The following is a 26,249-nucleotide window of genomic DNA, read 5'->3' on the forward strand; positions in this document are numbered from 1 at the left end:
CAAATTCTTGTTCTTCCATACAGCCAGATCGGGAGTGAGGTCCGCTACGGCGTCCTTCGACGAGCGGACTCCGCCGCCTGGCAGGGTGTGGCAGGCGGAGTCGAGGCCACTGAAGGCCCGGAAGACACGGCCAGGCGCGAACTCCAGGAGGAGCTCACCCTGAAGCACGCCGTGCCCGTCTTTCGTCTGGATTCGGTCTCGTCGATACCGGCGTACCACTTTGACCGTTCCTCATGGGCACTCGACATGTACGTCGTGCCAGAATTTGCGTTCGCGGCCGATCTCACAGGCCAACAAGTACGCCTGTCCGACGAACATTCAGCGTTAAGGTGGCTGCCCTACGAGGACGCTCATGAGCTGTTGACGTGGGACAGCAACAGGACCGCCCTGTGGGAGTTGGATCAACGGCTACGGCGCGGGGATATCTGACGGCGGCCTGCCAGATAGAGCCCGGATACACGCCACATCGACCCACTCCACCTCAGGTAGACGTTTTCAACAGCCCTTCCTGCGGGCTCGACTTTCACGACGACGCCCTGGGCATTCACCGTCACGGTCGCGGCGAATTTCAGCCCGATCTGAACGATCCATTCAGCCCTTGGGGCGTCGTCGGACTTGAATACCGCAGAGCTCAACATTTGCTGTCTGCCGCCCTCGAAGTGGTAGCCCCGCTTCTGATGCGACCTCAGGACCTCCGCGTTCGACCGACACGTTGCGTCATCACAGATGGCCTCAGTTGCGGAGGCAGAGTTTGATGCGAGTGACCAGTTGGACGCAGACAAGTAATACTTCGAGGCGGCCACGGCGCCGGCTTGATCGTTAGTGAACATGGCCAGGTTGAATCTGGGTAGGACATCCCCGGTCTCCCTGAACGGCGCCGTCGTCGACACGCCGGCCGGCACCCACTCGGCGGGGCGCCCGGGCGGAATCTGATCCACCGGCACCGCCGTAGCGGATGCACTCGGCCCAGACACCCCGCCGGCGGAGGACGCCGACGCCGAACCGCGAGGCGCCCCGACCGAGCTGACCGCCGCGGATGTGCGCGATGCAGCCACGGTATTCGCTGTTGACCCGGTCACCGATCGAGGCGAATGCTGACACCCCGTCGAGGCCTCAAGGCCAACGACGAGAACAAGAATCATGGCCGTCCGTCTGGGCATGAGCGGACTATGCCAGCCGGAACACCCTCACGTCTCAGCAATCACATCCCTTGTGGAAAACCTCTACAAGCCTGTCAAGCCGCGCTCGAGCATCTGCCAGCTCAGCCGCAACGTTCCCCGCTGTCGACCGCCCACGAACCGTCCTTCAATCGAGTCACGTGCAGGTGGACAAGGCCGGAAACAGCCGTTGCCTCGGTGGCATTCGCCGGAACCGCAGCGACGACCCGCCAGGACGACTGTGCCGTTCCAAAATCGGGCTTCGCACCGTTGCGTGCGAAATCTCGTGCGGCCTCGACCGGACTGGCTGAGCCGTGCGCGCCCGCTGCGAGCGACAGCGAGAACCCGGATCCAGAGTTCGCGCAGGCCGAAGCCTGCAGGGCCGGCGCCGACTGGTAGCCGCCGCCACCGCCCGCATTCGGACCGGCAGGGGTAGCGCCAGCGACAACGGACGAAGATGAGGACGACACAGGGGTCGAACCGGCTCCGACCCGCGATGAGCCCGGGCTGGCGCACCCCGCAAGCAGCGCACCGACGACCGCCGACACGGCGCCAGCACACACCGTCGAAACGTGACGTTCCGCCATCACCACCACCTCCCCTGTGCGGATGCGGCCGGCCGACCGATCCGTTGCATCCTGGTGAGCGCGCCCCGAACAATTCACCAGTTCGCAAGATCGACCGGCCGCGATATCCGATCTTGCGTCCTAAGGTGGGAATTGCGACCGCAACCAGCCGGTCCCACCTCGGCAGCCACGTCCAGTCCATGCGCCGACCCACGTGTGTCGTTACGCGCACACCCTCACACGCGGTTGCCGTCTTTCGCAGGAGGTTCAATGACCGAGATCATTGCCCATCACGGGCTTTTCAAGAACACCGAACTACATGTCGACGACACGGGGGGCTCGGGTGGTCCGGTTGTGCTCATTCACGGCTGGCCGCTGAGCGGAGAAGCATGGAAGCTCCAGGTCCCGGCGCTGTCCGAGGCCGGCTACCGCGTGATCACGTACGACCGGCGTGGCTTCGGCCGCAGCGACAAGCCGGCCCGCGGCTACACCTACGACACTTTGACCGAGGATCTCCATACCCTGCTGGAAGAACTCGCGCTGACCGACGTCACGCTTGTCGGCTTTTCGATGGGCGGCGGCGAAGTCGCACGCTACTTCGGCCTTTACGGCAGCGAGCGTCTCCGTAGTGTCGTGCTGGCCTCGGCCGTGCCGCCGTACCTGATGCAGTCCGCCGACAATCCGGCCGGCCCGCTCACCGCCGCGCAGGCTGGTGAGATGACCGCGCAGCTCACCGCGGACCCGGACGCGTTCTACGACGGCTTCGTCACCGACTTCTTCAGCGCGAACGGGGTTCTCAAGGTCACCGAGGAGCAGCGCCAGGAGGCGTTGGCACTGTGCCACCAGGCCGACAAGAAGGCCGCCCTTGGATGCATGGCCGCTTTCGGTGGTACCGATTTCCGCGACGATCTGGCGAAGGTCACCGTGCCCACCCTTGTCCTGCATGGGGATTCGGACGCGACCGTGCCGTTCGAAGGCTCGGGCAAGCGTTCCCACGAGGCGATCGAGGGCAGCGAGTTGCACGTCATCGCTGACGCTCCGCACGGCTGCAACGTGAGCCATGCCAGTGAATGGAATGACGCTCTCATCCGCTTCCTCGCACGGTAACGCGCTGTTCCCGCAGGCGGCTCCTCCGGCGGCTCACCGCGCCCGGCTCCGGAGCCCCTGCGGGAACGAGACCCCGACGTCTCTTCAATGCGGGCAGCGCGGCAGACGCGGCAGGTGCGCCAGATCGACGACGGCTACTCCGGACGGCCCGATCCCGGCCCCGGTCACGGGATCGTGCGAGCCGTAGTCCCGCAAGGCCAGGATGGAGCCGGTCAGATCCCCGGCGGTTGAGCTTTTACCCAGGCGAGCAAGGCTGTTCGTCCTCAGGTCGAGAACGTAGGTACCGCCTGCGCTGATCACGACGAAGTCGCGGTAGACCCTGGGGACGAGCTGATCGGAAAGCCCGAGACGCGTGGTGACAGCGCCCGTGCCGGGCAGGAGCGTGATGCTGCTCCCCCACTGCACGCGCCACGCCCGAAGCTCGCCCATTCGGGTGCTCCAGCTGAGGGTGCCGGAGTGGTAATACATCGAAACGGCGTGGTCCTCCGCTGCTGTAATGCCCGCCGGTACCGCGACAGGACGTCCGCTGCGCTCGTCGAAACCGGCCATGGTCATGGGCGGGTTGTCGTCCATCGGATTCGACGCCGCGACCGCGCGCGAAAACCACACGGCGGCGCCAACCAGCGCCACCGCTCCGAGGCGCCCGCGGTACATGGTTCGCATGCGACCCGTAGCGAGGTCGTACTGGATCAACTCATCCGTTCCCAGCGGGCTGTCGGCCGCGGTGGGCTGCACCCAGTACAGGCTGCTACCGCTGAGGATCGGGGCTACGTCGCCGCCCGGGAGCGGCACACCGTTGCTGTCGTGTGGATTGGAAATCAGTCGACGCAGCACGTTCGTCTTGCGGTCGAAGAGGTAGAGGAACCACAGGTTGCGGTCTCGATCCTCCTGTTTCAGGGCGTAGAAGAAGGCGACGTAGTCCCGCGTGACGACGTTGTACGTGAGCTGCCCGGTACCCGGTTGCGGCAGGTCGCCGACCTTGTGAACAAGTCGATGCTCACGGCCGACCAGGGCGATCTCAGCGACGTTGCCATGATCGGATTGTTGGAGGACGGCCGACCCGTCAGGTGCCGCGACCCCTGCCGTTGTGCCGTCTGCCTGGCGGTGCCACAGCGTTCCAGCGGCGATAGCCCTCCGCCACGCGACCGGTGCGCCGACCAGACAAGGTTCCTTCCCCAGCTGGGACCCGGCGGGCGGACGGGCGAGTGGGCCGGGCAAGACCGAGCCTTCAGGCGACGGGGTGACGGGCGGGACCACATCGTCGATCACTGCAGAGCCTTGCCGCGTGCTGCACCCGGCCAGACACACCAACGAGGCCAGGACGACGACGAGAGCCGCAACCACCGTGCGGCCGTGCGGACACCGGTGTCGTCGCTTGTCGTACACGGAGCAAGACCCTAGCTGCGTGGACGGCCGTTCGTGGCCGAATCGACAACAATGTCGGTTCAGGCAGCGTTCGACCCCTACAGACCAGGGCTCAGCGAGCTGGACGAAGCACCTGACGGACCAGCTCAGCTCTCAGGCCGGTACCGGGCTCAGGGCAGACGTCTCCCCCATCGTCTGATCGACCGCGCTCGGCGGCACTTGAGGGGCATACTCCTCGCATGGCTTACGACGAGGAGCTGGCCGACCGCCTTCGCGAGATCCTGTCTCAGGAGCGCGGCCTCACCGAACAACGGATGTTCGGCGGCCTGGCCTTTCTGATCGGCGGAAACATGGCGGTCGCGGCCAGCGGTCAGGGTGGCCTGCTGCTGCGAGTGGATCCCGCCGACACCGAGGCGCTGGTCGACGAACCGCTGGTCGGACGGTTCGTGATGCGCGGCCGGGCGATGGACGGCTGGCTCCGGGTGGACACGGCCGCGGTGCCGAACGAACCGGAACTTCGCCGCTGGGCGACGCTCGGGGTGACCTACGCGCGCTCGCTACCCGCCAAGCGGTCGTAGTCCGGCCACCCACCAGGCGCCGCCGACACCCGTCGTCGTCCGATCAGGCGGATCAGGCGGATCAGTCGGATCAGTGGCTGGATTGCAGCACGAGCCGATCAGTGGCTGGACTGCAGCACCAGTAGCGATCGGGATCCGACGTCCACTGTGCCGCCGGCCGCGACGTTCTGCTGCGCCGCCCGACCAGCGTCCGGTTCCGACGACGGGTCAGTGGTCAGGACGACCTTCCAGGCCGAGCCGAACTCCGAGGCCGGCAACGTGAACTGGATCGACTCGTGGTGAGCGTTGAAGCACAGCAAGAACGAGTCGTCGGTCACCCGCTGGCCCCGGGAGTCCCGGTCGGGAATGCCCTGACCGTTGAGGTAGACCGCGACCGACTTGCCGAAGCCTGAATCCCAGTCCTCGTCGGTCATTTCGCTGGCGTCCGGAGCAAACCATGCGATGTCGGGCTGGCCCTCGGCGCCGCGACGGCGCACCGGCAAACCGTCGAAGAAGCGCCGGCGCCGGAAGACCGGGTGCGCGCCGCGCAGCGCGGACACAGCCTGGGCGAACTCGACCAGCTCGGTGTCGGCCTGCTGCCAGTTGATCCAGGTGATCTCGTCGTCCTGGCAGAAGCCGTTGTTGTTGCCGCCCTGGGTGCGCCCGAGTTCGTCGCCGTGACACAGCATCGGCACCCCCTGCGACAACAGGGTCGTCGCCAGGAAGTTCCGTTGCTGACGCGAACGCAACGCGTTGATCTCGGGATCATCGGTCGGTCCCTCGACGCCACAGTTCCAGGAACTGTTGTTGGACTCGCCGTCGTTGTTGTCCTCGCCGTTGGCCTCGTTGTGCTTGTCGTTGTAAGAGACCAGGTCCCGCAGCGTGAAACCGTCGTGGGCGGTGACGAAGTTGATCGATGCGACCGGACGTCGGGCGGTGCGCTCGTACAGGTCGGCCGAGCCCGTGAGCCGGGACGCGAACTCGCCCAGGCTGGCGTCCTCGCCGCGCCAGAAGTCCCTTACGGTGTCGCGGTACTTGCCGTTCCATTCCGTCCACTGCGGCGGGAAGTTGCCGACCTGGTAGCCGCCGGGGCCGACATCCCACGGCTCGGCGATCAGCTTCACCTGCGACACGATCGGGTCCTGCTGGACCAGTTCGAAGAACGCCGAGAGCCGGTCGACGTCATAGAACTCACGAGCCAGAGTCGAGGCCAGGTCGAAACGGAATCCGTCGACGTGCATCTCGGTGACCCAGTACCGCAGCGAATCCATGATCAGCTGCAACGCGTGGGGATGCCCGACGTTGAGGCTGTTGCCGGTGCCGGTGTAGTCCATGTAGTAGCGGTGGTCGTCGTCAACCGTGCGGTAGTAGGCATTGTTGTCGATCCCGCGCATGGACAACGTCGGCCCGAGGTGGTTGCCCTCCGCGGTGTGGTTGTAGACGACATCGAGGATGACCTCCATGTCGGCCTCGTGCAGCGCGCGGACCATGGCTTTGAATTCCTGAACCTGCCCACCAGGCGTTGCGCTGGCCGTGTACTTGAAGTCCGGCGCGAAGAACCCGATCGTGTTGTAACCCCAGTAGTTGGACAATCCTTTGTCGATCAGGGTCGAATCGTTGGCGAAGTGATGCACCGGCATCAGCTCGATCGCCGTCACGCCCAAGGATTTGAGGTGCTTGATGATGACCGGATGCGCGATAGCCGAATAGGTTCCGCGGATTCTCTCGGGGATGTCCGGGTGAGTCTGGGTGAGTCCCTTGACGTGGGCCTCGTAGATGACCGTGTCGGCGTACTCGCGCTGCGGCGCGCGGTCCGAACGCCAGTCGAAGAAGGGGTTGATGACGACGGACTTGGGCATGCTGGCCGCGGAGTCGTCGTCGTTGCGGGAGTCGGGATCGCCGAAGTTGTAGCTGAACAGCGACTGGTCCCAGTGAAAACTTCCGTCGATGGCCTTGGAGTACGGGTCGACGAGAAGTTTGTTGGGGTTGCAGCGGTGCCCGTTGGCGGGATCGTAGGGACCGTGAACGCGGTAGCCGTACCGCTGCCCCGGCTCGACGTCCGGCAGGAATCCGTGCCAGACGAACGCGTCCACCTCGGGGAGGGTCACCCGGGACTCAGTCCCGTCAGCGTCGAAAAGGCAGAGTTCCACGCGGTCGGCAACCTCGCTGAACAGGGCGAAGTTCGTGCCTGAACCGTCGTAGGACGCGCCCAGCGGATACGCCTTGCCCGGCCAGAGTTGCAGTGGTGCCTTGGTTCGCTCCGTAACCGGAGTCTGGGCCGGGATGACCGCGGGCGCGGCCGTCTCTTTGGAGCTCACTGCTTGGGCCACGAAAAGTCCTTGCTAGATGGGTTCGACTGGCTCGCGCAGTTGCGCGGCGAGATCGTGCAACTGCTGGCGAAGATCTTCCAGGTGCTGGCGGGCCAGGCCGGTCGCTACCTCGACCTCGGCCTGCACCGCGCGGGCGGGCTTGTACAGCGCGGCCCCCGCCTTCGTGAGCCGAACGGTGACGGTTCGCTCGTCTCCGCCGGGCTCGCGGAGGCGCTCAACCAGGCCGGCCTCGGCCATCCGCCGCAGCAGGGGTGACAGCGTGGCGCTGTCCATGTGCATCGCCGTACTCAGATCCTTGAATGCGACATCTCCGTGCTCCCACAGCAGCAACAGCAGCGCGTACTGGGTATAGGTAAGGCCGATCCGGGCCAAGCGAGGTCGGTATGCGGCCGTCATCGCCCGGGAGGCGTCGTGCAGCGCGAAACAGAGTTGCTGCTCCAGCACGAATGTCTCGTCGACCGTCATCGCCCCATCCTAGGCGTTTGACAGGACGTCGCTGTGCACAGACAGCGCCACGGAGCCGCCACAGGGACGCCGCGACGCGCCCGATCCGCGCGGCACCTTTACAGAAATCCCACGTACCGCTACGGTGATAGCGCACAACCGAATAGCGCACGACCGCTACATAAAACCATGGGCGGGCATTGCTGTTGAAGGCGCCAAAAACGCATGATCTCCTTGACCCCACGACCGTGGGAAGACAGCCTGCACGCCCGCCTTACCGGTGCTCCCATCAACGAGGACGCACTGCTGGAACTGTTCGACCGAGTCGCGCCAGACGTGTGGGCCTACTCACGGCAACGCACTCGCGGTCAGCGAGCGGCCAGGCAGGTCGCCATCCAGGCCTTCCTCACGGCAGCTCAGCATCCGGCGATCTTCGCCGATCGCCGCGTGCCGATCCATGTCCGCATGATCATGCTGGTGCACCTCGATACCGAGCGCGCGCCTGTGCGTCGATCGACCGCCCTGCGGACGAAGGTCATGCGGCTCCCGCGACGGCAGCGCTCCGAGACTCCCCGCACTGACTTGACCCTGGTGTAGCGCACAGTCCACACCCGGGTCCCCTCGCCGGGCTCAGGGACTTGTCACACGGTCGGTCATCAACGATGCTTGCGAAGACTGGGCAAACGACTTCCTCGGCAACGCCGAACAGGACCGTGCCGAAGAAAGACATGCCGAACGTGCACGGAAGGACGACCGTTGAGGTTGCCCTTGTTGCCGAAAAGACCCGTTGAGGTTGCCCTTAGTGCCGAAAAGCCCCGTTGAGGTTGCCCTTGTTGCGAGCAACAAGGGCAACCTCAACGCAAACGGAGCGGGACTAGCTGAGCGAGCAGCCGCTGGCGTTCGAGCTCCGCTGGGAGTACATGCCTTTCAGATCAACGCCGAGTTCAAGACCGAACTGCGCCGGCGGCCGGAGCGTTGGCCGGGACTCAAGGCGCTGGAGGGATCAGTGCCCTTCACCGGCCAGTGGTGGCCCGACCTTCGTGTCGTCCTGGTCGTAGCGGAACTCGTCGATGTCGATGCCGGCGCGCCTCGTCAGCTCACCGACCAGCAATTGGCCCGGCAAGATCTGGGTGATCGCCGCCGAGAAAGCTGCCAGAGAAGGCAAGCGCAGGACGCTGAGGTTGGGGGCCTCGGCTACCTCGTGGGACGTGATCAGCAGGCTGGGGATGTCGTGCCGGGCGGCGTATTGTGCGAGCGCGATCTCCCTTTCGCCGCCGAAGAAGATGCACCCGGTGCGCTCGGTCTGACATTCCATCGGTCCGTGCAGGTACTGGTAGGTCTCGTACCCGCTCGCGGGGATACGGGGACCCTCCCGCAGCATCAGCGCGGTTTCGTGCACCGCGGACAAGCTCGCGCCCGACCCGACCACGTCGATGCTGGACAGGCCCGCGAACCGGTCGGCGACGTCACCAATCCGATCGTGCAGGTCGCGCAGCGTCGTTTCCACGAGGGCGGGCACCGCATCCCAGTCCTCGCCGGTTCCGGTCAACGCCTCGGCGAGCAACCCGAACGCCTGCAGAGTGGCTGTGAACCCGATGGTGTACACCCGGCTGTCCGGTCCGTGGCCGAGCGACAGGACCGAGTCCACCACGTCGGCGATCGGCGCGGCGGGCACATTCGTCAGGGCCAGGCGGGGCAATGGGGCCACCGCGCGCGCGGCTTCGATCGTCTCGCGACTCCGGCCCCCTTCGGTCACGACCAGGTAGCTGTCGGCCAGTTGCGCACCGGTTCCGTAGCCGGTCAGCTCGGCCGCGTCCACCAACTGCACCCGCCGGCCGTTGGCGATGAGTTGCCGGGCGAAGACGTGCCCGGCGTGCGAGCTGGCACCCATCGAGGCGACGCCGATCGTGCCGGCGCGCCAGGCAGTCAGGTCAAGGGTGGCGAGCTGGTCGAGAACGTGTCGGCGTGATTCGGCGAGAGCGGTCGGCTGGCCTTCGATGGCCTCGTTGTACTCCATCTGGAACTGGTTATCCCTTCACAGCGCCGGCGGACAATCCGCCGACGACATAACGTTGGAACGCCACCGCCAGCAAGACCGGTGGCACGGACGCGATCAGGCCACCGGCCGCCACCAGACCGAAGTCGGTGGAGTACCGGCCGGTGAAGTTGGCGATGGCCACCGGAATGGTCTGGGCATTGGGTGTCGAGGTGAAGATCAGCGCGTACAGGAACTCATCCCACACGAGCAGGAACGCGAACATGATGGTGGCGAACAGCCCGGGGCGAGCGACCGGAAGCATCACGCGGAAGAGTGCACCCATCCGCGAGCACCCGTCCACCCGTGCCGCCTCTTCGAGCTCGGCGGGGATGGTGAGGAAGTAGTTGCTCAGGATCCACAACACGAACGGCGTGACGTAGGAGCTGTAGATGATGATCAGCCCCAGCTTGGAATCGAGCAGGCCGAGCGAGCTCATGATCAGGTACAGCGGGATGAGCAACGCGATCGGCGGCAGCATGTAGGTCGTCAGGAACACGATCAGGGTCACCCGGCGGAACCGGAACCGCAGCATCGCAAAGGCATACGCGCCCAGGATGCCCACCGCCATCGCGACGACGACTGTGCAGCCGGCCACGATGGTCGAGTTCAGCAGGGACTGCCGGAACGAGGCCACCACGTCGCTGCCGCGGCCGGCGAACAGGTCCGAGTATCGGCCCAGGTCCAGGTGCTTGGGCAACCAGCGGTAGGGACGGGCGATGAGGTCCGCGGGCTGGGAGACGCTGGCCAGCACCATCCAGGCGAACGGCGCCAGGATGAAGATCGAGACCACGGCCGCGCAGAGATTGACGAAGACGATATAGCGCCGGGAGTACCTCATATCAGCGTCATCTCGTCCCGTCGCAACGCCCTCAGGTAGACCGCCGAGAGCAGCAGGATGCAGATCACGATCACTTCGGCCAGGGCAGATCCGTAGCCGAAGCGCTGGTCGGAGAAGGCTTGGACGTAGGTGAAGTACGCGATGGTCTGCGTGCCGTTGGCCGGGCCGCCACCGGTGAGGACGTAGACGAGGTCGAAGACCTTGAACGCGTCGATGGTCCGCAGGACGAGCACCACGGAGATGCTCGGCACCAGCAGCGGCAGGGTGATGTACAGCCACGTCCGGATCGGGCCGGCGCCGTCCATGCGGGTGCTCTCGTAGATCTCGGTCGGGATGGATTGCAGCCCGGTCAGCAGGAAGAACGCCACCAGCGGCGTGGTCTTCCAGACGTCGGCGATGATCAGCATGTTGAGCGCGGACGTCGGGGTGCCGAGCCAGGAGCGGTAGTCGTTGATCAGATGCAGCTGCGTGAACAGGGCGTTCAGGGAGCCGTACTGGGCGTTGAGCACGCCGCGCCACATGGCGCCGTTCACCACTGTCGGCAGGGCCCACGGCAGTACGACGATCGCCCGGAACAGCCAGCGGAACTTCACCGGTGCATTGAGCAGCAGCGCCAGGGCCATACCGATGATGAGCTCGAGCGCGGTGGAGCCGATGGTGAAGTACAGCGTGCGCCAGATCGTCGAGTAGAAGGCCTGGTTGGACAGGATGTCGGTGTAGTTGCGCAGCCCGACGAACGGGGTCGCCACCGGTACCGCGCTGTTCACCTCGAAGAAGGAGATGATCGTGGTGCGGATGATCGGGTACAGGATGATGCCGAAGACGATCAACGCCGAGGGCAGCAGGAGCAGCAGGGCCAAACGACCCTGCGGCTCCCCGCGCCCGCGCCGGTTACGTCGAGGTGTTCGGCCGGCCTTGGTGCGGCCGACCTCACCCAGCTCGGTGGCTGAACTCACCGCGGTTATCCGTTCATGAGCGAGCTCGCCGACTTCACCGCGTCATCGAGTGCGGCCTGGGCGGACTTCTTGCCCAGCAGCGCATTCTGCAACTCGGTCTGGATCAACTGCGAGATCGCGTTGTAGTTGGCCACCTGCGGACGCAGGATCAGGTCGTTGAGCTGCTTGGCCGCGACCGGCAGCATCTTGGGCGCCTTGGCCAGCACACCGGAGTCGTTGTAGCTCGACTTCCAGATCGGCAGCGCGTCCCCGGCGTACTTGTTCAGCTGGTCCTGGGAGCTGATGAACTCGATCAGCTTCCAGGCCGCGTCCTGGTTCTTGCTGCCGCGGCTGATGGACAGCGCCATCGCACCGTTGACGCCTGGACGCTTGCCCGAGGGCCCGGCCGGCGTCTGCATGGGCGTGATCTGGCCGACGACCTTGGAGTTCTTGGCATCGTTGGACGAGCCGAGGTAGTAAGTCCAGTTCAGACCCATCGCGGCCTGGCCGTTGTTGAGGGTCTTCTCGACGTCGGCCTCGAGGAACGTGGTGGACGCGGGGTTGGTCAGGCCGTCGGTGACGGTCTTGCGCATCCATTCCAGGGCCTGCACGCCGCCCCCGGTGTTGATCGCGAGCTTGCCCGAGGAGTCGAGGAAGCTGCCGCCGAATGCCCCGAGCAGCTGGGTGTAATCGCACATGATGGCCTCGGCCTGCGACCAGCTCCACACCAGCGGGTACTTCACGATGCCCTTGGACTTGATGGCCTGGGCGGCGGTGAGGACACCGTCCCAGGTGTCGAGCCCGCTCGTCGACGCACCGGCCTGCGACAGCATCTTGGAGTTGGCGTAGAACAGCTTGGTGTCCATACCCCACGGCACGCCGTACTGCTTGCTGTTGTACTGGGCGGTGCCGAACGCCCCGCCGAGCATGGTGGTCTGCCAGTCGCCCGGGTAGCGGGAGGTCACGTCGGCGACGATGTTCTTGCTGGCGAACTCGGCCGGCCAGATCACGTCGATCAGGACGACGTCGTAGGTGCCGGCGGCGGCGGCGGTGACGATCTTGTCGTGCAGGGCCTCATAGGTCACGAAGGTCGGCACGACCGTGATGTTCGGGTTGGCGGCCTTGAAGTCCTTGAGCATGGTGCCCACGTCGGTCGTGCTGTAGCCGGCCTGCTGCATGAACAGCGCGTGGACGGTGCCGGTGCCACTGCCGGTCGAGCCGGAGTTCGACTTGCCGCCGGTGACGCTGCACGCCGACAGCGCCAGCAACGCAGAGGCGCCGGCGCCCCCGAGCAGCAGCTGTCGCCGGCTGGGCTGGGTGAGTAGCGACAGATCCTGGATGTCTTTCATTTGCGGTGCCTCCGAGGGTGATGGGCTGTGGCTCGTGGTGCTTGGCGAACTGGTCACGCGACGGTGCTGGCCGCCACCAGGGATCTGGCCAGCGCCAGCGCTCCCAATACCGGCGGGTGATTCAGAATGCGGAGCTCGGCGTCGGGTTGGGCGACGGCGAGCGCGTCGGCGAAGGCGGTGCGCAGCCGGGACTGAGACACGATCACGGCACCACCGGCGACGACCTGGGTGCCCGACACTCCCCGGCCCCGAAGCTGGGCCACCCATCGGGCCAGGGCCTTTCCGGCTTCGGTGATCACGCCTACCGCGTCGACCGATCCCTCGTCGGCGGCCAGGAAGACCTCCGGGGCATACCGTCCCCAGCGATGGGCCGAGGAATCCCGGCTCAGGGCGATCGCCAGCTGCGGACCGTCGGTGACGGCGAAGGCGCGGAAGAGCCGGTGGCCGAGCGGGTCGAGGCCCTTGCCGTTGTCCAGGCGGGCGAGCACGGCCCGGCAGCTTTCCCGGACCAGGCCGGCGGCACTGCCCTCGTCGCCCAGGACCCAGCCCCAGCCGCCGGCGGTGAGCAGTTCGCCCTCGTCGTCGCGGCTCACGGCGATCGATCCGGTGCCGACGACGACTCCGATGCCACCGGGTGCTCCCATGGCCCAGGGCATCAGCTCGGCGTCGTTGACCACCTTCACCGGGCCGGAGAAGTGGTGCTGAAGTTCGGCTTGCAGGTGCAGGCACTGGGCGGTGGAGTCACAGCCGTGGGCGCCGACGGCCAAGGGCTGAGTCCGGGCCGACGGCCCGAACGAGTCGAGCACCAAGCCGGCCAGCGCCCGGGCGTTGTCCTCGACCGAACCGGTTCGCCAGGTCGGGGTGGGCACCACGTGGTCGAGGGACAGCTCGCCGCCGGTGGCCCGAGCCAGCTGCGTCTTGGTCGCCCCGACGTCGATGCCGGTGACCTCATCGGTGACCGGGGCGGTGGCTGACATGGCGACATCCGTTCTGCAGGGCAGGGAGGTACTTCGCGGTGGAGCGGGTACCGGACAAAAATTCACGACCAGTGTTAGGCAGGTTAACAAACTCAGGATTACCTGCCAAGATGTCTCCGCAGGTGATTTGATCACCGGTGCCGGTCCGGTGCGGCTGCCGCCGCCACAGGCAGAGGAGAACGACGGTGAACCGCTCGCGGGCAGCTCTGGAGCCGTATCCGATGACCGACAGCGCGCGGGCCGTCTTCCGCCGACTGTCCAGCGTCGGGCCGACGACCCGTCCGGTCCTGAGCCAGCAGCTGAACCTGTCGCGCCCCACGATGTCGGCGGCGATGGCCGAACTGGCCAGTCACGGCCTGGTGCTGAGCAACGGTGAATCCCGCGGCCACACCGGCCGGTCCGCGGCGCTGTACTCGTTGGCGCCCGAGGCCGGGCACGTGCTGGTGGTCGAGCTCGGGGCGAGCCGGGTCCGGGTGGAGTCGCACTCGCTCGATTTCACGCTGATCGCGTCGGCCGAGCAACGCCTGAGCAGCTACCGGCGAACGGTCACACCGTCAATGGTGACCAAGGCGGCACAGCTGATCGACGAGGTCGTAGCGAGCACGGGTTTCGGTCACGGTCCCCTGCGCGATGTGGTCATCGTGACGCCCACCCTGCCATCGGAGTTGCACGCGCCGGGACGGCGCCCTGAAGGTGTAGGGCAGCTGGCCGAGGCGTTCGAGTTGCCGCCCGAGGTCCCCTATCTGGTCGAGAACAACGTCAACTGCGCGGCGCTGGCCGAACACCGCGCCGGGGCGGCACTGGGGGTGGAGAACTTTCTGTACCTGCAGGTCGGCGTCAAGATCGGTGCCGGCATCGTCATCAAGGGTGAGCTGCACGCCGGTGCGCACGGAGCGGCCGGTGAGGTGGCCCTGCTGCCGTTCCCGTGGTCGCCGGGCACGCCGCCGCGCCGGCTCGCGTTGGAGCACTACCTCGGCTCGGACGAGCTGATGAAACGGTGCCGATCCCGGTGGTCGGACAGCTCGCAACCGGTCCCCCGCACCGCCGCGGCCCTGTATGAACTGGCCGCCGGCGGGCATCCACTGGCCGGTGAGCTGGTGGCCGAACATGCTGAGAACGTCGGCATGTTGGCCGCTGCGGTCATCAGCATCGTCGACCCGGAGGTGGTCGTTCTCGGTGGCGGCGTCGGGCAGAACGAGCTGATGCTGCGCGAGGTCCGCGCGACCGCCGCCCGGTTGGCGTGGGACACCGACATCCGCACCGGCGCACTGGGAAACCGCGCCAGCATCGTCGGAGCTGTGCACCTGGCCGTGGCGAGGACGCTCACCCGCCTGGCGTGACCCTCGTAACCCTCGTGACCCTTGCGACCCTCATGAGCCCGGCTCGCCCCAGCTCTTGACGTGCCAGGCTGGTAGGCGGAGGCTGTGGACGCCCTGTCGAGCAGCACAGCGGGTAGGCAACTCGGTTTCCCAGCGGCCTGCTCCGGGGCAGCGGAGCGATCGTGACAATCGCGTCGGTGGCCTTTACGCCGCAAGCCAGCCTGCAGACGGACTATGTGAACCCGGCTCCGCCTCCGGCGACGAACTGGGCGGCCGATCTGGTCAAGCAGAACCGCAGCGACTTCGCGATCCTCCCGTCCCTGCTGCAGCTGGCCGTGTGGATCAAGAAGGGGGACCAATTCCCCGTCTGCGCAAGGGAATGGGTGCAGGTCCTGGACCCAGCCGAGGACTACGACCTCACCGCCGTCGGCTGCACCGGCTGGGTGCTCCAACCCGAGCTGGCCGGCACCGATGTTCCGTTCAACCATCCTTTCCGCAGCGATTGGGAGTGCATGGTCGCCCTGGATCCGGAATTCACCGGCCTACTCGCTCGGGGAAACGTCATCCCGGACGGCAAGGACGGGCTGATGGCGATGACCGATGCGAATCGTCTGGGCATTCCCGTGCCACCCGGTGGACTGCTGGCGGTCGAGCAAGACCAGAACTGTGTGCCGAGCGCCTTCAAGGACCCAGTCAGCGGAGCGGTGCAGGTCGGTGATCGGATCGCTGTTTTCGGGCGGTGGATTGTCGATGCCGGCCACTCGGTGACCGATCCTACGGGCGCCGAAGACAGCTACCGGGCCGAGGTTCACCCGCCGCTGCTCATGGCGATCGGCGGCGACCGGCTCGACGCCGCTGGAAATCAATTGACCCGAATCGCCGTGACCTCGCGTCCATACCTGTCCAAACAGGTCTTCACGACGGACAAGGACTCGATCTACGACGACTCAGGCTCCGTGGACGGAACGATGCTCGAACACCTCAACAACGAGGTCGACAAGCTGACCAGTGGGATCTTCATTCCGGATTCCACGACCCTGGAGGCCCACCCGAAGATTGCGGCCAAGCCTTTCAGCGGAAGCCACTTCTACCGGCTGATCGTGCGACCACCGGACTCGACCGGTGGCGGCGGTATCGGCGGCCACGGCGGAATCAGTGGGATCGGCCTGGGTGACGCCGAGGCCGAGCAGGTCGAGGTCAGCTTCCAATTCACCTGCCGTACGGGCATCGGTGTCGAGGTGATCCCGCAGACAGATCACGTGGAGCTGCTCATCTCGCTCAACAGCGTTCCGTACACGGCACCGCCGCTGCCGCCTCGTCAGACGGAGGTGTGGGACAAGGACAGGCTGAACGACGAATCCGCCGGCGCTGGGGATGTCATCACACTCGAACAGCTCAGCAGCCTGCTCACGCTCAACCCGCTGAAGGTGACCACGGCCGAGCTCGCGCTGGCGCACGGCATCGAAACCGACCGCTACGAGGTGCCCGACGTGGACGTGTTCAACCGATCCCAGGCGGTTCCGTTCACGGCCGTCGATCAACTCCCTGGCGGAACCGCGGGAATCATCACCGACGACGGCCAGCCCTACCCGGTGACCGGGTTCCTGGAGATCCGCCGACGCCGGCCGGACCAGAATCTCGGTGTCGGCGACGTAGCAGGATCCGAGTCCGGTGGTCCCATCCGGAAAGGCCCGACGCAGAAGGGAGCGATGCCGTCATGACCCACCCGTCCCTTCGCCTCAGATTCTGGATCGAAGCCGGCTTGACGCTGCTCTTCGCTGTGGCTGTCGGCCTGACCCTCGCGCGAGCCGCCTGGATCGAACTCCTCTTCAAGGTGGACCCCGACCATGGGTCAGGCCTTTCCGAAGCGGTGATAACCATCGCGCTCGGCGTGGCCGCGCTGGTGCTCGCCGTTACCGCTCGACGGGAGTGGATGCGGCCTCGATCGGCCTGAGAGCCAGGAGCCGGTGACGGTGCTGTGCTGTGTGGTGTGGTGTGGTGTGGTGTGGTGGGAGATCAAACGGCCCGGCCAGGTGTAGCGAGCACCTGACCGGGCCTTGATCGAGCCCCCCTGTGAAGGGAGTCCGACCCGAGGTCCAACGTACTCGGCCGGTTGAGTGCCGGGATCGACAGGTAGTGCCTACCTGAGCCAAGGCCGCTGCCGTCGCGCATCGGTGTGCCCGTCCGCATGGGTCGGTATCAGGGCCTGCGCCGGGCCCTCTTCACCATGTCGACCGGATGGCCGGCAGCCTGCGACCCGATCACACGACAGGAGTCCGACGATGCCCACGAACGCGGTCGAAGCCAGTGCGCGATTGTTCACCCGCGCCCCTCAACATCGCCTGCCGCGAAACGGCGATCCGGGCTACGTCGATGTCGCCCCGCTCGCGGTCGTCCCGCCCCATCCGTCGCCTGGAGACTTCTACTCCGTCGAATTGCCGGCCGCCCCGATCACCTGGCCGGACGCGACCCACCCGCTGACTTTCGGGTTCTGGGCCGCTCGCGATGACGGCGGCTGGTACGAGGCACTGTCGAGCCCGGCGCCCTTCGCCGGCCGCGCGGGTGCCACACCGGAGACCGACGTCCGAGCCTGGTTCTGCGACTTCAATGGCGGCGGGCCGGGCCCGAGCCACCCGTACCTGATGCTGGACGAGCTCTACCTGAACACGGGGGCCTTGCTCGATGATCCCGACTTCGTCACCGACGTCACCGATCCGTCACTGAACACCCAGGCGAACACTGATGGCTGGATCGCTACCGATCATGGTCTCACGCTGCGCGCGGCGGCATCTTTCGGTGGCGTGCAGCCGTATGAGTTCTACGGTTGGCAGATCATCGGCAGCGGGGTCAGCGTCCCACTCGCCGACCGCACCCGGCTCGATGTGAGCGCCGGCGCTTACGGCATTGCTCTGGCTGTGTATGCGAGCCCCACGGTGACGACGATCCCCGATCTTCGGTACCGGTTCCGCGATGTGAGCACGGATGAGGCGGTGCTGCTGATGGCTGCCGTGCGCAATGGTCTCGGGGCGGGACCGATCGGTCAGGTCCTGAGCCAGCTCGCTTCCGACGAGCTGATCCGTTCGATGACCGCTTCGATGACGGCAGATAACGCTGTCGCAGTGGGGCAAATCCTCGATCAAGACGCCGCAGCAGCGATGAACGCGGCGCTGAAGGCCCTCACGTCCACCAAGTGAGTTGACGGCTGGTTCGCTCGACGGGTTCAAACTCGGTGGGTTCAAACTCGGCGGGTTCGAACCAGGCGGGTTCGATGACCGTGCGGGTTCGACCACTGTGCGGAGCGCGCTGCGCGCCAGCACCGGGCCGCTAGTGGCCGGAGATCCATATGCGATCCAGGAGGAAGGAGAGATCACTCGGGTTGTCAGAGCCGCCGGCACGATCCAGCAGGACTGCCCGCAGCCCTGCTTGGCGAGCCGCCGCCCAATCCTCGACGGGGTCATCGCCCACGTGAAGGACCTCGTGCGGGGCCAGGTCGAGCTCAGCGCACGCTCGCAGGTAGATCCGCGGGTCCGGCTTGCGAACGCCGATCTCCTGTCCAACGATCGCGACCTTGAAGTAGCCAGCGAGTCCGACTCGTTCGAGGATTGTGTTGCCGTTGGTTATGTACGCCAACGGGATGTGTTGTGAAAGCGCAGAAAGGACTTCCGGTACCTCTGGGTACGGCGCGGTGGCGGTAAAGCGTGCCTCCAGGAAGAACTCCAACACCTCCTGCGGTCCTCGACCCTCGGTCAGGCCCGCGCGCTGCATGCACCGCCTGAACGATTCACCGCGGATGACTTCCATGGTTGCGCTTCGGTAGTCCGGATCCCGCGCGACCTCGTCCCGCATGCGAGCCAGCGCGTCCGCCGCAACAGTCAGGCCGTAGCGGTCTGCGATATGGCTTGAGGTTTGGCTCAGCGCCGCGCTCATCGCAGCGCGCAGATCCCACAGCGTGCCGTCGCCGTCGAAAGAGACCGCGCGGACGCCAGGGAGGAGGGTCGACGACACCTGAAGCCTCACAGACAACCCGAAACCCGAACCTTACGGCGATCAACATACCGACTGAACCACCGGCCCGCTGGACCGCCCAGGGTCGTCCGCTCGAACTCATGACCGGGCCGCCATTTGACGGTTCATCGAGTCGGGCCGCCTGTAGCTCTTCATCCCAGGCCGGCCCAGGAGAGCTAGCGCGCACGGATTACCGCGGAGGGCAGCCGAGGCGCACGCTGAGCTCGCCCAGGACTTACGGACAGTGAAGCTGAGCCTTCTTCTGGCGGTCTGCGGTCAGCGCGCGCATGACGAGGACCCGTTCATAGCCTGTCGCCCAGGCCAGTTCGGCGACGAGGTCACTGATGTCTTGAGTGAGCGAGGCACAGGTCGGCTGGGCGGTGGCTTGCGTCGTAGCGTGGGCGGGCATCGCAGAGAAACTGAGGGCGCCCAGCGCGACAGCCGTTGCGGTCATCACGCCTCCTGCTCGGCGATACATCGACGAGCTGTTCATCGAAAACATTGCGGTCTCCTTGCTCTGGATTCGGCGTAGTTGCCGGACACCAATAGAGTCGCCACGGCTCGCTGCCGGCGCATCGGGGAAAACCCTGCGACTACGCCACGCTGGTTCCGCCGAGACTGACACGCTCAGTCCTCGTCGACACGGACTGACTGTCGGCCGTCGGGCCGCGCCAGACGGTCTCGCGAAGGCGCCCCGGCGAATACTTCCTCTCAAGCGCTCGCGTTATGGGATTCTGACGGCAGCCTCACCAGGGAGACACCCTTGTCTGAAGATGGAAGCGGATCGGACGCGAAGCCCTCACGCGCCCTCGACTCCTTCGACCGGCTTGCCGATCGAGTGCTCGACCAACGTCTGGTATTCATGCTCGCGTTCGGTCTTCTCGTGGTCATCGCCGCCGGAGTCCTGACCGCGACAACCCCGTCGACGCCGGTGGTGGCAATCGTCATCGGAGCCCTCCTCGCGCTCGCAATCAGCGCCATCGCCCTATTCGCGTGGGGATGCCGCACCTCGCCCGCTAGCGGTGACCGCTCTGAGTCTCGACTGCGGTCAGCGCCTGAACCGACAACCGCTCCGTCGCCTGCGGGATTCTCTGTGACCATCGGCGAGCACGGAGAATTCGTCGGAGGGGACCAGGCCGTGGCCACGGACTGCGTTCTTACGCTTCTGGAACTGCCAGCCGAGCGTCGTCGGCTGGATGTCAACCACGTGCTCCTCACGAACCGCGACTGGGCTCGGGCTAATCCGGGCACGTATCTCACGCTCAAGGCCAATGTGGACAATTTTCAGCACGGCGTCACGGCGCTACTCCAGGGCGGCGTTAGCTATCACTGGAAATGGGAAGCGGAATGGTTGGTCGCCGCCGTGCGCAACATGTGGGGTTCAGTCGGGAGGCAAGATTCGTACGAATCCTGGTACGCCTGGCCGACCGGAGATCTCGATCGGCTCGTGACGGTCCGCGTGCCCTTGCTCTACTTCACCGAGACCGATTACTACCGGGAGCTTCTCACTCCTCGGCGACCGGTCGCGATAGACGCGATCGACCCTCAACTGGTGTGGGAGCACTTCGCTCCCGCGGTCGTACTGCGGTACGTCGCTGAGGACCGATCCCATGAACTTCCGGTCAATCTGAACGACTACCTGGTCGCGCGAGGGAACCCGGCGGGGCTGACCGACCTGGCACCCGAGGAGGCCGGGCGCGTCTACGGTCCTCAGCAGTGGTCCTGGTAGGCATCCGCGGACTGGACAGCTAACGGCGCCGCCCTGGCGACAGCGCAGGCCGGCCAGGTTGTGACGCCCGGGCTGTCAAGCAGCATGTTCAAGGGTTTTCCCCGACGCCGTCGAAGGTTGTCCCCGGCAGGCTTGACTCTGCGACACCGGTGCATCCGGCCCGTCGTGAGACCGGGCCGAATGGCGGTTCGGTAGTCCAGAGGAGGCACCATGACCGCGTTCGGTAGGAAGCTCGCTCCCGCAATCGCTCTCGCAGCTCTCGGCGCAGCTGGGATCACGGTAAGTCTCACCCAGGGAGGGACGGCCCAGGCCGCGACGACGCCGCCCATTGCGAAGCCGACGGTCTATCAGGCGATGGCCGTCAATCAGAAAACCGTTCTGGGTCCGCAGTACGCGCCCACCACGCTCGCTGCGACCGCGGCCCTGCCAGCAGGCTTGTACCTCGTGACCTCGGTCGCCGGCGCGGTGATCGCCTCGCACGACCAGATCGTCTGCAGTGCCTCCGGGAGCGGCAACGACGGTGTGTTCGGCACCGCCGGCAACCCAGGGACGGGCTCCATCTACGGCACCGCCACGATGACGGACGCCATCCGAGTCCAGGCCGGCCAGACGATCAAGCTTGTGTGCAACTCATTCACCTTCGGCCTTGGCACCTACGTCACTACAGCCGTCATCGAAGCCATCCCCGTCGCGGCGGTGCGCTAGCGGTGGGTCGACGCTTGCCTCAAGCGGAGGTGCAATCGGCTGAACGAGGATTGCGGCCGCAGTCGGGACCTACGTCGCGGGGCCCGCCCGGCACTACGAGCCGGGTTGCTGCCAGTCCGGCGAAGCGAGGCGTCCCGCGAGTTCGGTTCGGTTGCGGACCTGCAGCTTGCGATAGACGCGGCCGAGATGGGCTTCGACGGTCTTCACCGATAGATGCATCTGAACCGCAACGTCTGTGTTTCGCATTCCGCGTGCGGCCAGTTCGGCAACTAGCCGTTCCGATGGCGTTAGTGCGGTCGAGGCGGCTCGTCCGAGGACTCCAGTACGAGCAAGTTCCTGTTCTGCTTGTACAGCGAGACCACTCGCGCCGCAGGAGGTGAACGTGCCGATCACGCGTTGCAGGAGCTCCTGCGCTTGGCGTCGCCGACGGGTCCGCCGGAGCAAGCTGCCCAGGGCCAACTGGACACGCCCGGCTTCGAGCGGGAGGCGCAGCTCCTCGAAGAGGTGGATGGCAGAAGCGAAATGTCGTTCGGCGTCGTCGGTCTCGCCTCGCGCACCGGCAAGGTATCCGTGTCCGGCTTCGGCGGCCGCGAGGCCCCACCGGCTACACAAGGCGTGTGACTGATTCTCGAGCTGGTCGAGTAGCGACGCGGCCTCGGACAGCTTGCCGCAGGCAGCGGCGACCTCCACTGCAGCCGGCAGAGCAGGGACGAAGGAGGGTTCGGCGATCCCGCGTACGCGCAGGTGGTCGACTGCTCGACAAAGGTGGTCCCAGCCCTCGTGGGGACGTCCGTCGAGGACGTGAACGAAACCGGCGATGAATTCGCCCCGGGCCGGGTCGCGGGGAGGGAGCGAACCTTGAAGCGCAAAGGCCTCCCGGACTCGCGTTTGGGCTTCGTCGCTGCGTCCCTGCCAGGCATTGACGTGAGCTAACTCGAGCAGAGCCGGAGTTCGGTCGACGCCCGCCTTTCGGTCGAGGAATCTGAGCAGCTTGGCTTCGGCCGAGGCCAACTGTCCAGTGCGCCGGTCCAATGCCGCCGTGTAAACGCCAGTAGAAGGGAACCCACCGTTGCGGAGGGCGAGGCTCTCCGCCTCGGCCATGAGCTGCCGCGCTTCGTCGTGCCTGTCGTCGAAATAGGCGATCACTGCCGCATCACTGAGCGCCAGGCTCGGCCAGTCGCAGCCGAGCGTGCGGTCGATCTCCACCGCGCGGGACAGCCGATCCCCGTCGACCGAGCGGCCGAGCAGGCGCCGATTCACGCACTCGTGCGCCGCGGCAGTCGCCCAGGTCGGGGTTCCCTCGCGTGCCTCGTCGAGGATGGCTTCAAGGTCGAGTTGTGCCTCTCGCGGCTGGGTCATGATGCGGTGGACGTGTGCGCGTTGCGCCCGTGTGGCCAGTCGCAGCTCCTGCGACAATCCGGACAGCTCGGCGGCCTCGGCGAGCAGTTCATCGGCAACAGCCGCGTTGTCCTGCGACCAGGCAAGAATCCGCAACGCACGGTTACGTGCGGGTGCGGTCGTCGCGGAGGCTAACAACTCCCGTGCGAGCGTCGCCGCGGTCGCCGTCGCACCGAGCTCGGCCTCCAGCTCGGCGAGCGTCACGAGCCGTCCCTCCGTCCGGCCATGTTCCACCGCAAGTTGCGCTAGCGTGCGCGCCCCGTCCAGATCACCGCGGGCGAGCGCCAGATCCGTGGCGGCGTCGAGTTCGGATCCAACCTTCTCGGACCCGATTCCGGAACGTGCGCGGTGCAGCGCACGCTCCACGGGGTCCCTCGCTACCCGCGCTGCGCGGTCATGCGCCGACCGCAGTTGCACCGCCGTTGCCTGTTCGAGTGCAGCGCTGGCCAGCAGCGGATGGCGAAAGGCGAGTCGTCCATCGCGTGCGGCGACCAGGCGTGCCCCCAGCGAATAGGGAAGGCCGTCGGGGTCCATTTCATCCGAACCCGCTTCTCCGCATACCGCGAGATAGCGCAAAGCCGGCTGTTCCTCCACCGGGACGGCCGCAATCTGTCTGGAGAGCAATGCGCTCAGCGAGGACACTCGACGGTCGGCCCCGTCCGGGCGGGCACGGTCATGTGCCAGTTCCACAGCGTAGAAAGGGTTACCGCCACTGCGCCGCACGATGTCCTCGACAGCTCCGGGCGGAAGCGGCCCGGAGGCGGATCGGCGAATCAAAGCTCGCAACGGCTCGCCGGCTAGCGGGCCGAGCACGAACAGCGCTTCGTTCGGCATGGGGGCCTCGTGCGCCGGCCGACGCGTGGCGAGGACGCTCACTTCCCGCTGTTCGATACGCCGCAGCGCGAATGCGAGCGCCTTGAGAGAGCTGCGATCACACCACTGCAGGTCGTCCACCGCGACAACAACGGGCTCGTCCTCGGAGACGGCTCGCAACGCTGCCAGCGTCACTTCGCCGAGCGCGCGTGAGTCAACCGGGTCCCCGGCAGGAGCGTCACGGAAAAGAACGATATCGGCGACGCGCCGCAACTCCGAAGAAAGGGACGCATAGGCGCTCGATGGCATGGAATCGAGCAGATCGGCCAGCACGGCGAGACCGAGGTCTCGCTCAGCCTCGTGGCACGTAACCGACCACGCCAGGCGTAGCCGGCACTGTTCCAGCGCGCTCCGCAGCACCGACGTCTTACCGATCCCAGGCTCGCCCTCCACAACGACGCAGGCGTCGGCAGCTAGCGCGGCGAGGATGGCCGCGACGTCGTCCTCCCGGCCGATCGGCTGGCTGGCCTCCATTCGCACCGTTCAATAATGACGCCCGACCTTGGCTGTAGCCGAACCTCTCGCCCGGAGGTTTTCGAGTTCCCCTCCGCACAGGGGCGCGTTGAGCGTCTAACTTCGTACCATGAGCCGTGCCCGGGAGTGCCAGCCGACTTTGAATGGCACGAACGTCATTATCCGCCCGTGGCACATCGATGACGCGGACGCGGTATACGCGGCTTGCCAGGACAGTGCCATTCAACGATGGACAACGGTCCCCTCCCCCTACGGCCGCTCCGACGCGATCGACTACGTCACGAGCATCGCCGCGTCAGCGTGGATGGACGGCGGCGGCATATTTGCAATCGTCGTCGCGGCGACCGGCCGTGTGGCCGGAAGCATCGGAGCACACCGGATGGCTGCGGGCGTCGCCCACATCGGTTACTGGTCAGTTCCGGATCTCAGAGGCAACGGATTCGTGACTGAGGCACTGCGGATCGTGACGAGATGGTTCCTCATCGAGCGGCGAGGGGCCCGCGTCGAACTCGTCGTCGAGCCGGCCAACGGGGCATCCACCCGCGTCGCCGAACGCGCTGGATTCACGTTCGAAGGAATTCTCCGACAGTGGATGGACCTTCGGGGGCGCCGCATCGACGTGGCGATGTATTCGTTCATCCCAACTGACATCGGCGGAGCACTGAGGGACTCACACTCCTGACCCCCACACTGCCAGTCCGTTTTGTCTATATTCACGGACGTGCGCTGATGAGCGAAGGCTTATCGCATAGGGGTTTCCTCAAAACGGCGAACGTTGGCGAACGACCTCGAACCCGAACGCAGGCTGCCCTGGCCGGACCCCGAGAACTGATCTACTCGTTTTGAGAGTCGTTCATCGGTCGGTGCAAGCGGCAGCGTAGACCGCTGGCGCTTGGTAGCCGAGCGAGCTGTGTCGTCGGCGATGGTTGTAGTCGTCCTTCCAGTCGGTGATCACGACCCGGGCTTGGGCCAGTGACCAGAAGCTGTTGATGTTGAGGCACTCGTCTCGGACCCGGGAGTTGAATGATTCGACGTAACCGTTACGCCAGGGCTCGCCGGGCGGGATGAAGGACAGCCCGACACGTTCGCCGGCCCAGTCGGCCATCGCGTCGCAGGCCAGCTCGGGGCCGTTGTCGCAGCGCAGCACCGTCGGGTAGCCGCGGGCGGTGGCGAGGCGGTCGAGTTCGTCGATGGGCCGGTCGCCGGTGATCGAGCGTTGTACGAGTCCGCCGAGGCATTCGCGGGTGTGCTCGTCGATGATCGACACCAGCTTGATCGGCCGGCCATCGGTGGTGGCATCGAACTGGAAGTCCACCGCCCACACCCGGTTCGGGGCATCGGCAGTGGGTCGGTCCGCAGCCGTGCTGGTGCCCAATCGCTTGCGTCGTCGACGTTGCGGCACCCGCAGCCCTTCATCGCGCCAGAGTCGCTGGATCTTCTTGTGGTTGACGTTCCAGCCCTCACCGCGAGCGTCGGCACAGGCGTTGCGGAACCCGCGCCGCGGATGGTCCTTGGCCCACTCACGCAGCCAAGCCCGCAGCGCTGCGTCCGGGTCACCCGGTGTGGTGCTCGCCGGGTCGCGTCGCTGCGTCGCGCGGTGATGACCGACGACGCGGCAGGCGAACCGCTCGGACACGTTCAGGACCTTCATCAGGTGGTGCACGGCAGCCCGGCGTCGCTCCGGGCTCAGAAGTTTCCCTTGGCGATCTCCTTCAACGCCGCCTCCTCCAACTCTGCATCGGCCAGCAGCCGCTTGAGCGTGGAGTTCTCCCGCTCGACATCCTTGAGCCGCTTCGCGTCGTCGGCCTTCAACCCACCGAACTGGTTGCGCCACCGGTGATAGGTCGCCTCGGACACCCCGAGCTCGCGGCACACCGCGGCCAGATCCTTGCCCTCGGCCAACAGCCGATCCGCCGTCGCCAACTTCCGCACGACCTGCTCCGGTGAATGCCGCTTCCTCGTCGCCATGATCATCAAGCCTTCCTGTCCGCATCGGGGCATTCAGACTCTCACTCGAACTGGACCTACGAATCGGGGTCAGGCCACCACCAGATCAGCCATCTCATGAAGATAGTCGATCGCC

Annotated in this window: 24 protein-coding genes; 11 read left to right on the plus strand and 13 right to left on the minus strand. The window is 66.1% G+C overall.

From position 1 onward, the window contains the following. The first annotated feature begins 87 nt into the window (after positions 1-87). Positions 88-429 carry an NUDIX hydrolase gene (locus M6D93_RS19550; RefSeq protein ID WP_347343498.1) on the plus strand — a complete coding sequence of 114 codons (342 nt, stop codon included), beginning with the start codon at positions 88-90 and terminating at the stop codon, positions 427-429. On the opposite strand, the gene M6D93_RS15055 is transcribed toward M6D93_RS19550, so the two are convergent. Continuing rightward, positions 402-938, minus strand: coding sequence for a DUF6318 family protein (locus M6D93_RS15055; protein WP_249770299.1), 537 nt, complete (start codon positions 936-938; stop codon positions 402-404). The genes M6D93_RS19550 and M6D93_RS15055 overlap by 28 nt on opposite strands. Positions 939-1,993: 1,055 nt before the next feature. Here M6D93_RS15055 and M6D93_RS15060 point away from each other — a divergent pair. Beyond that, positions 1,994-2,830 (plus strand): alpha/beta fold hydrolase, encoded by an 837-nt coding sequence (locus M6D93_RS15060; protein WP_249770301.1) that lies wholly within the window; start codon positions 1,994-1,996, stop codon positions 2,828-2,830. An 84-nt stretch (positions 2,831-2,914) separates the two neighbouring features. Here the strand turns inward: M6D93_RS15060 and M6D93_RS15065 are convergent, their stop codons facing one another. Continuing rightward, complete coding sequence (locus M6D93_RS15065; RefSeq protein ID WP_249770303.1) at positions 2,915-4,216, minus strand: hypothetical protein; 1,302 nt, start codon at positions 4,214-4,216, stop codon at positions 2,915-2,917. Between the two features lie 218 nt (positions 4,217-4,434). Here M6D93_RS15065 and M6D93_RS15070 point away from each other — a divergent pair, with 218 nt between their 5' ends. Beyond that, positions 4,435-4,773, plus strand: a complete 339-nt coding sequence (locus M6D93_RS15070) for a TfoX/Sxy family protein (RefSeq protein WP_249770305.1) — start codon at positions 4,435-4,437, stop codon at positions 4,771-4,773. A gap of 98 nt (positions 4,774-4,871) precedes the next feature. Here the strand turns inward: M6D93_RS15070 and glgX are convergent, their stop codons facing one another. Together glgX and M6D93_RS15080 are read right to left on the minus strand one after the other, a co-directional pair. Continuing rightward, complete coding sequence (gene glgX / locus M6D93_RS15075) at positions 4,872-7,037, minus strand: glycogen debranching protein GlgX (protein ID WP_347343666.1); 2,166 nt, start codon at positions 7,035-7,037, stop codon at positions 4,872-4,874. Positions 7,038-7,094: 57 nt separating this feature from the next. Continuing rightward, positions 7,095-7,547, minus strand: coding sequence for a MarR family winged helix-turn-helix transcriptional regulator (locus M6D93_RS15080; protein ID WP_249770309.1), 453 nt, complete (start codon positions 7,545-7,547; stop codon positions 7,095-7,097). 204 nt (positions 7,548-7,751) lie between these two features. On the opposite strand from M6D93_RS15080, the gene M6D93_RS15085 reads away from it, so the two are divergent. Continuing rightward, positions 7,752-8,123, plus strand: a complete 372-nt coding sequence (locus M6D93_RS15085; protein WP_249770311.1) for a hypothetical protein — start codon at positions 7,752-7,754, stop codon at positions 8,121-8,123. Positions 8,124-8,529: 406 nt separating this feature from the next. Here M6D93_RS15085 and M6D93_RS15090 read toward each other — a convergent pair whose 3' ends face one another. The 5 genes from M6D93_RS15090 to M6D93_RS15110 are packed head-to-tail and all read right to left on the minus strand — an operon-like array spanning position 8,530 to position 13,663. Further along, positions 8,530-9,543 carry an SIS domain-containing protein gene (locus M6D93_RS15090; RefSeq protein ID WP_249770313.1) on the minus strand — a complete coding sequence of 338 codons (1,014 nt, stop codon included), beginning with the start codon at positions 9,541-9,543 and terminating at the stop codon, positions 8,530-8,532. Between the two features lie 10 nt (positions 9,544-9,553). Next, entirely contained in the window at positions 9,554-10,402 is an 849-nt protein-coding gene (locus tag M6D93_RS15095) for a carbohydrate ABC transporter permease (protein ID WP_249770315.1), read from the minus strand. Further along, positions 10,399-11,358 (minus strand): carbohydrate ABC transporter permease, encoded by a 960-nt coding sequence (locus M6D93_RS15100; RefSeq protein ID WP_249770317.1) that lies wholly within the window; start codon positions 11,356-11,358, stop codon positions 10,399-10,401. Before M6D93_RS15100 ends, M6D93_RS15095 begins: the two co-directional genes overlap by 4 nt. 5 nt (positions 11,359-11,363) lie before the next feature. Continuing rightward, positions 11,364-12,686 (minus strand): extracellular solute-binding protein, encoded by a 1,323-nt coding sequence (locus M6D93_RS15105; protein WP_249770319.1) that lies wholly within the window; start codon positions 12,684-12,686, stop codon positions 11,364-11,366. 53 nt (positions 12,687-12,739) lie between these two features. After that, a complete protein-coding gene (locus M6D93_RS15110) occupies positions 12,740-13,663 on the minus strand; it encodes a BadF/BadG/BcrA/BcrD ATPase family protein (protein WP_249770321.1) in 924 nt (307 codons plus the stop codon). 185 nt (positions 13,664-13,848) lie between these two features. Between M6D93_RS15110 and M6D93_RS15115 the strand changes: the two genes are divergently transcribed. From M6D93_RS15115 to M6D93_RS15130, 4 genes are all read left to right on the plus strand, one after another. Next, positions 13,849-15,003, plus strand: a complete 1,155-nt coding sequence (locus tag M6D93_RS15115) for an ROK family transcriptional regulator (RefSeq protein ID WP_249770323.1) — start codon at positions 13,849-13,851, stop codon at positions 15,001-15,003. A gap of 161 nt (positions 15,004-15,164) precedes the next feature. After that, complete coding sequence (locus M6D93_RS15120; RefSeq protein WP_249770325.1) at positions 15,165-16,703, plus strand: hypothetical protein; 1,539 nt, start codon at positions 15,165-15,167, stop codon at positions 16,701-16,703. Further along, positions 16,700-16,936: a hypothetical protein gene (locus M6D93_RS15125; protein ID WP_249770327.1), complete on the plus strand. Its 237-nt coding sequence runs from the start codon at positions 16,700-16,702 to the stop codon at positions 16,934-16,936. Before M6D93_RS15120 ends, M6D93_RS15125 begins: the two co-directional genes overlap by 4 nt. A gap of 328 nt (positions 16,937-17,264) precedes the next feature. After that, positions 17,265-18,176, plus strand: coding sequence for a hypothetical protein (locus M6D93_RS15130; RefSeq protein ID WP_249770329.1), 912 nt, complete (start codon positions 17,265-17,267; stop codon positions 18,174-18,176). Between the two features lie 130 nt (positions 18,177-18,306). Here the strand turns inward: M6D93_RS15130 and M6D93_RS15135 are convergent, their stop codons facing one another. Then, the gene (locus M6D93_RS15135) at positions 18,307-18,987 is read right to left on the minus strand and encodes an HAD family hydrolase (RefSeq protein ID WP_249770331.1); all 681 of its coding nucleotides are present in this window, start codon (positions 18,985-18,987) and stop codon (positions 18,307-18,309) included. A 235-nt stretch (positions 18,988-19,222) separates the two neighbouring features. Then, complete coding sequence (locus M6D93_RS15140; protein ID WP_249770333.1) at positions 19,223-19,489, minus strand: hypothetical protein; 267 nt, start codon at positions 19,487-19,489, stop codon at positions 19,223-19,225. A 261-nt stretch (positions 19,490-19,750) separates the two neighbouring features. Here M6D93_RS15140 and M6D93_RS15145 point away from each other — a divergent pair, with 261 nt between their 5' ends. Both M6D93_RS15145 and M6D93_RS15150 read left to right on the plus strand, forming a co-directional pair. Further along, positions 19,751-20,716, plus strand: coding sequence for a hypothetical protein (locus tag M6D93_RS15145; RefSeq protein ID WP_249770335.1), 966 nt, complete (start codon positions 19,751-19,753; stop codon positions 20,714-20,716). Positions 20,717-20,926: 210 nt separating this feature from the next. Next, the gene (locus M6D93_RS15150) at positions 20,927-21,421 is read left to right on the plus strand and encodes a hypothetical protein (RefSeq protein WP_249770337.1); all 495 of its coding nucleotides are present in this window, start codon (positions 20,927-20,929) and stop codon (positions 21,419-21,421) included. Between the two features lie 93 nt (positions 21,422-21,514). On the opposite strand, the gene M6D93_RS15155 is transcribed toward M6D93_RS15150, so the two are convergent. After that, positions 21,515-24,166: an AAA family ATPase gene (locus M6D93_RS15155; protein WP_249774216.1), complete on the minus strand. Its 2,652-nt coding sequence runs from the start codon at positions 24,164-24,166 to the stop codon at positions 21,515-21,517. Positions 24,167-24,275: 109 nt separating this feature from the next. Here M6D93_RS15155 and M6D93_RS15160 point away from each other — a divergent pair, with 109 nt between their 5' ends. Continuing rightward, positions 24,276-24,848, plus strand: a complete 573-nt coding sequence (locus M6D93_RS15160) for a GNAT family N-acetyltransferase (RefSeq protein WP_249770339.1) — start codon at positions 24,276-24,278, stop codon at positions 24,846-24,848. A gap of 171 nt (positions 24,849-25,019) precedes the next feature. Here M6D93_RS15160 and M6D93_RS15165 read toward each other — a convergent pair. Next, positions 25,020-26,134, minus strand: a protein-coding gene (locus M6D93_RS15165; protein ID WP_249770341.1) for an IS3 family transposase whose coding sequence is annotated in 2 segments (ribosomal slippage) — positions 25,020-25,867 and positions 25,867-26,134 — 1,116 coding nt in all. Because the reading frame shifts where the segments join, the coding sequence is not laid out codon by codon here. Between the last annotated feature and the right edge of the window lie 115 nt (positions 26,135-26,249).

This window comes from Jatrophihabitans telluris (assembly GCF_023516435.1).
Taxonomy (GTDB): Bacteria; Actinomycetota; Actinomycetes; order Mycobacteriales; family Jatrophihabitantaceae; genus Jatrophihabitans_A; species Jatrophihabitans_A telluris.

Bases quoted from the DNA above. Each gene is read 5' to 3' on its own strand.
- M6D93_RS15110 (WP_249770321.1), bottom strand. From the start codon at position 13,663: ATGTCAGCCACCGCCCCGGTCACCGATGAGGTCACCGGCATCGACGTC.
- M6D93_RS15155 (WP_249774216.1), bottom strand. From the start codon at position 24,166: ATGGAGGCCAGCCAGCCGATCGGCCGGGAGGACGACGTCGCGGCCATC.
- M6D93_RS15095 (WP_249770315.1), bottom strand. From the start codon at position 10,402: ATGAGGTACTCCCGGCGCTATATCGTCTTCGTCAATCTCTGCGCGGCC.
- M6D93_RS15080 (WP_249770309.1), bottom strand. From the start codon at position 7,547: ATGACGGTCGACGAGACATTCGTGCTGGAGCAGCAACTCTGTTTCGCG.
- M6D93_RS15130 (WP_249770329.1), top strand. From the start codon at position 17,265: ATGCCCACGAACGCGGTCGAAGCCAGTGCGCGATTGTTCACCCGCGCC.
- M6D93_RS15105 (WP_249770319.1), bottom strand. From the start codon at position 12,686: ATGAAAGACATCCAGGATCTGTCGCTACTCACCCAGCCCAGCCGGCGA.
- M6D93_RS15140 (WP_249770333.1), bottom strand. From the start codon at position 19,489: ATGTTTTCGATGAACAGCTCGTCGATGTATCGCCGAGCAGGAGGCGTG.
- M6D93_RS15070 (WP_249770305.1), top strand. From the start codon at position 4,435: ATGGCTTACGACGAGGAGCTGGCCGACCGCCTTCGCGAGATCCTGTCT.
- M6D93_RS15090 (WP_249770313.1), bottom strand. From the start codon at position 9,543: ATGGAGTACAACGAGGCCATCGAAGGCCAGCCGACCGCTCTCGCCGAA.
- M6D93_RS15150 (WP_249770337.1), top strand. From the start codon at position 20,927: ATGACCGCGTTCGGTAGGAAGCTCGCTCCCGCAATCGCTCTCGCAGCT.
- M6D93_RS15125 (WP_249770327.1), top strand. From the start codon at position 16,700: ATGACCCACCCGTCCCTTCGCCTCAGATTCTGGATCGAAGCCGGCTTG.
- M6D93_RS15085 (WP_249770311.1), top strand. From the start codon at position 7,752: ATGATCTCCTTGACCCCACGACCGTGGGAAGACAGCCTGCACGCCCGC.
- M6D93_RS15160 (WP_249770339.1), top strand. From the start codon at position 24,276: ATGAGCCGTGCCCGGGAGTGCCAGCCGACTTTGAATGGCACGAACGTC.
- M6D93_RS15060 (WP_249770301.1), top strand. From the start codon at position 1,994: ATGACCGAGATCATTGCCCATCACGGGCTTTTCAAGAACACCGAACTA.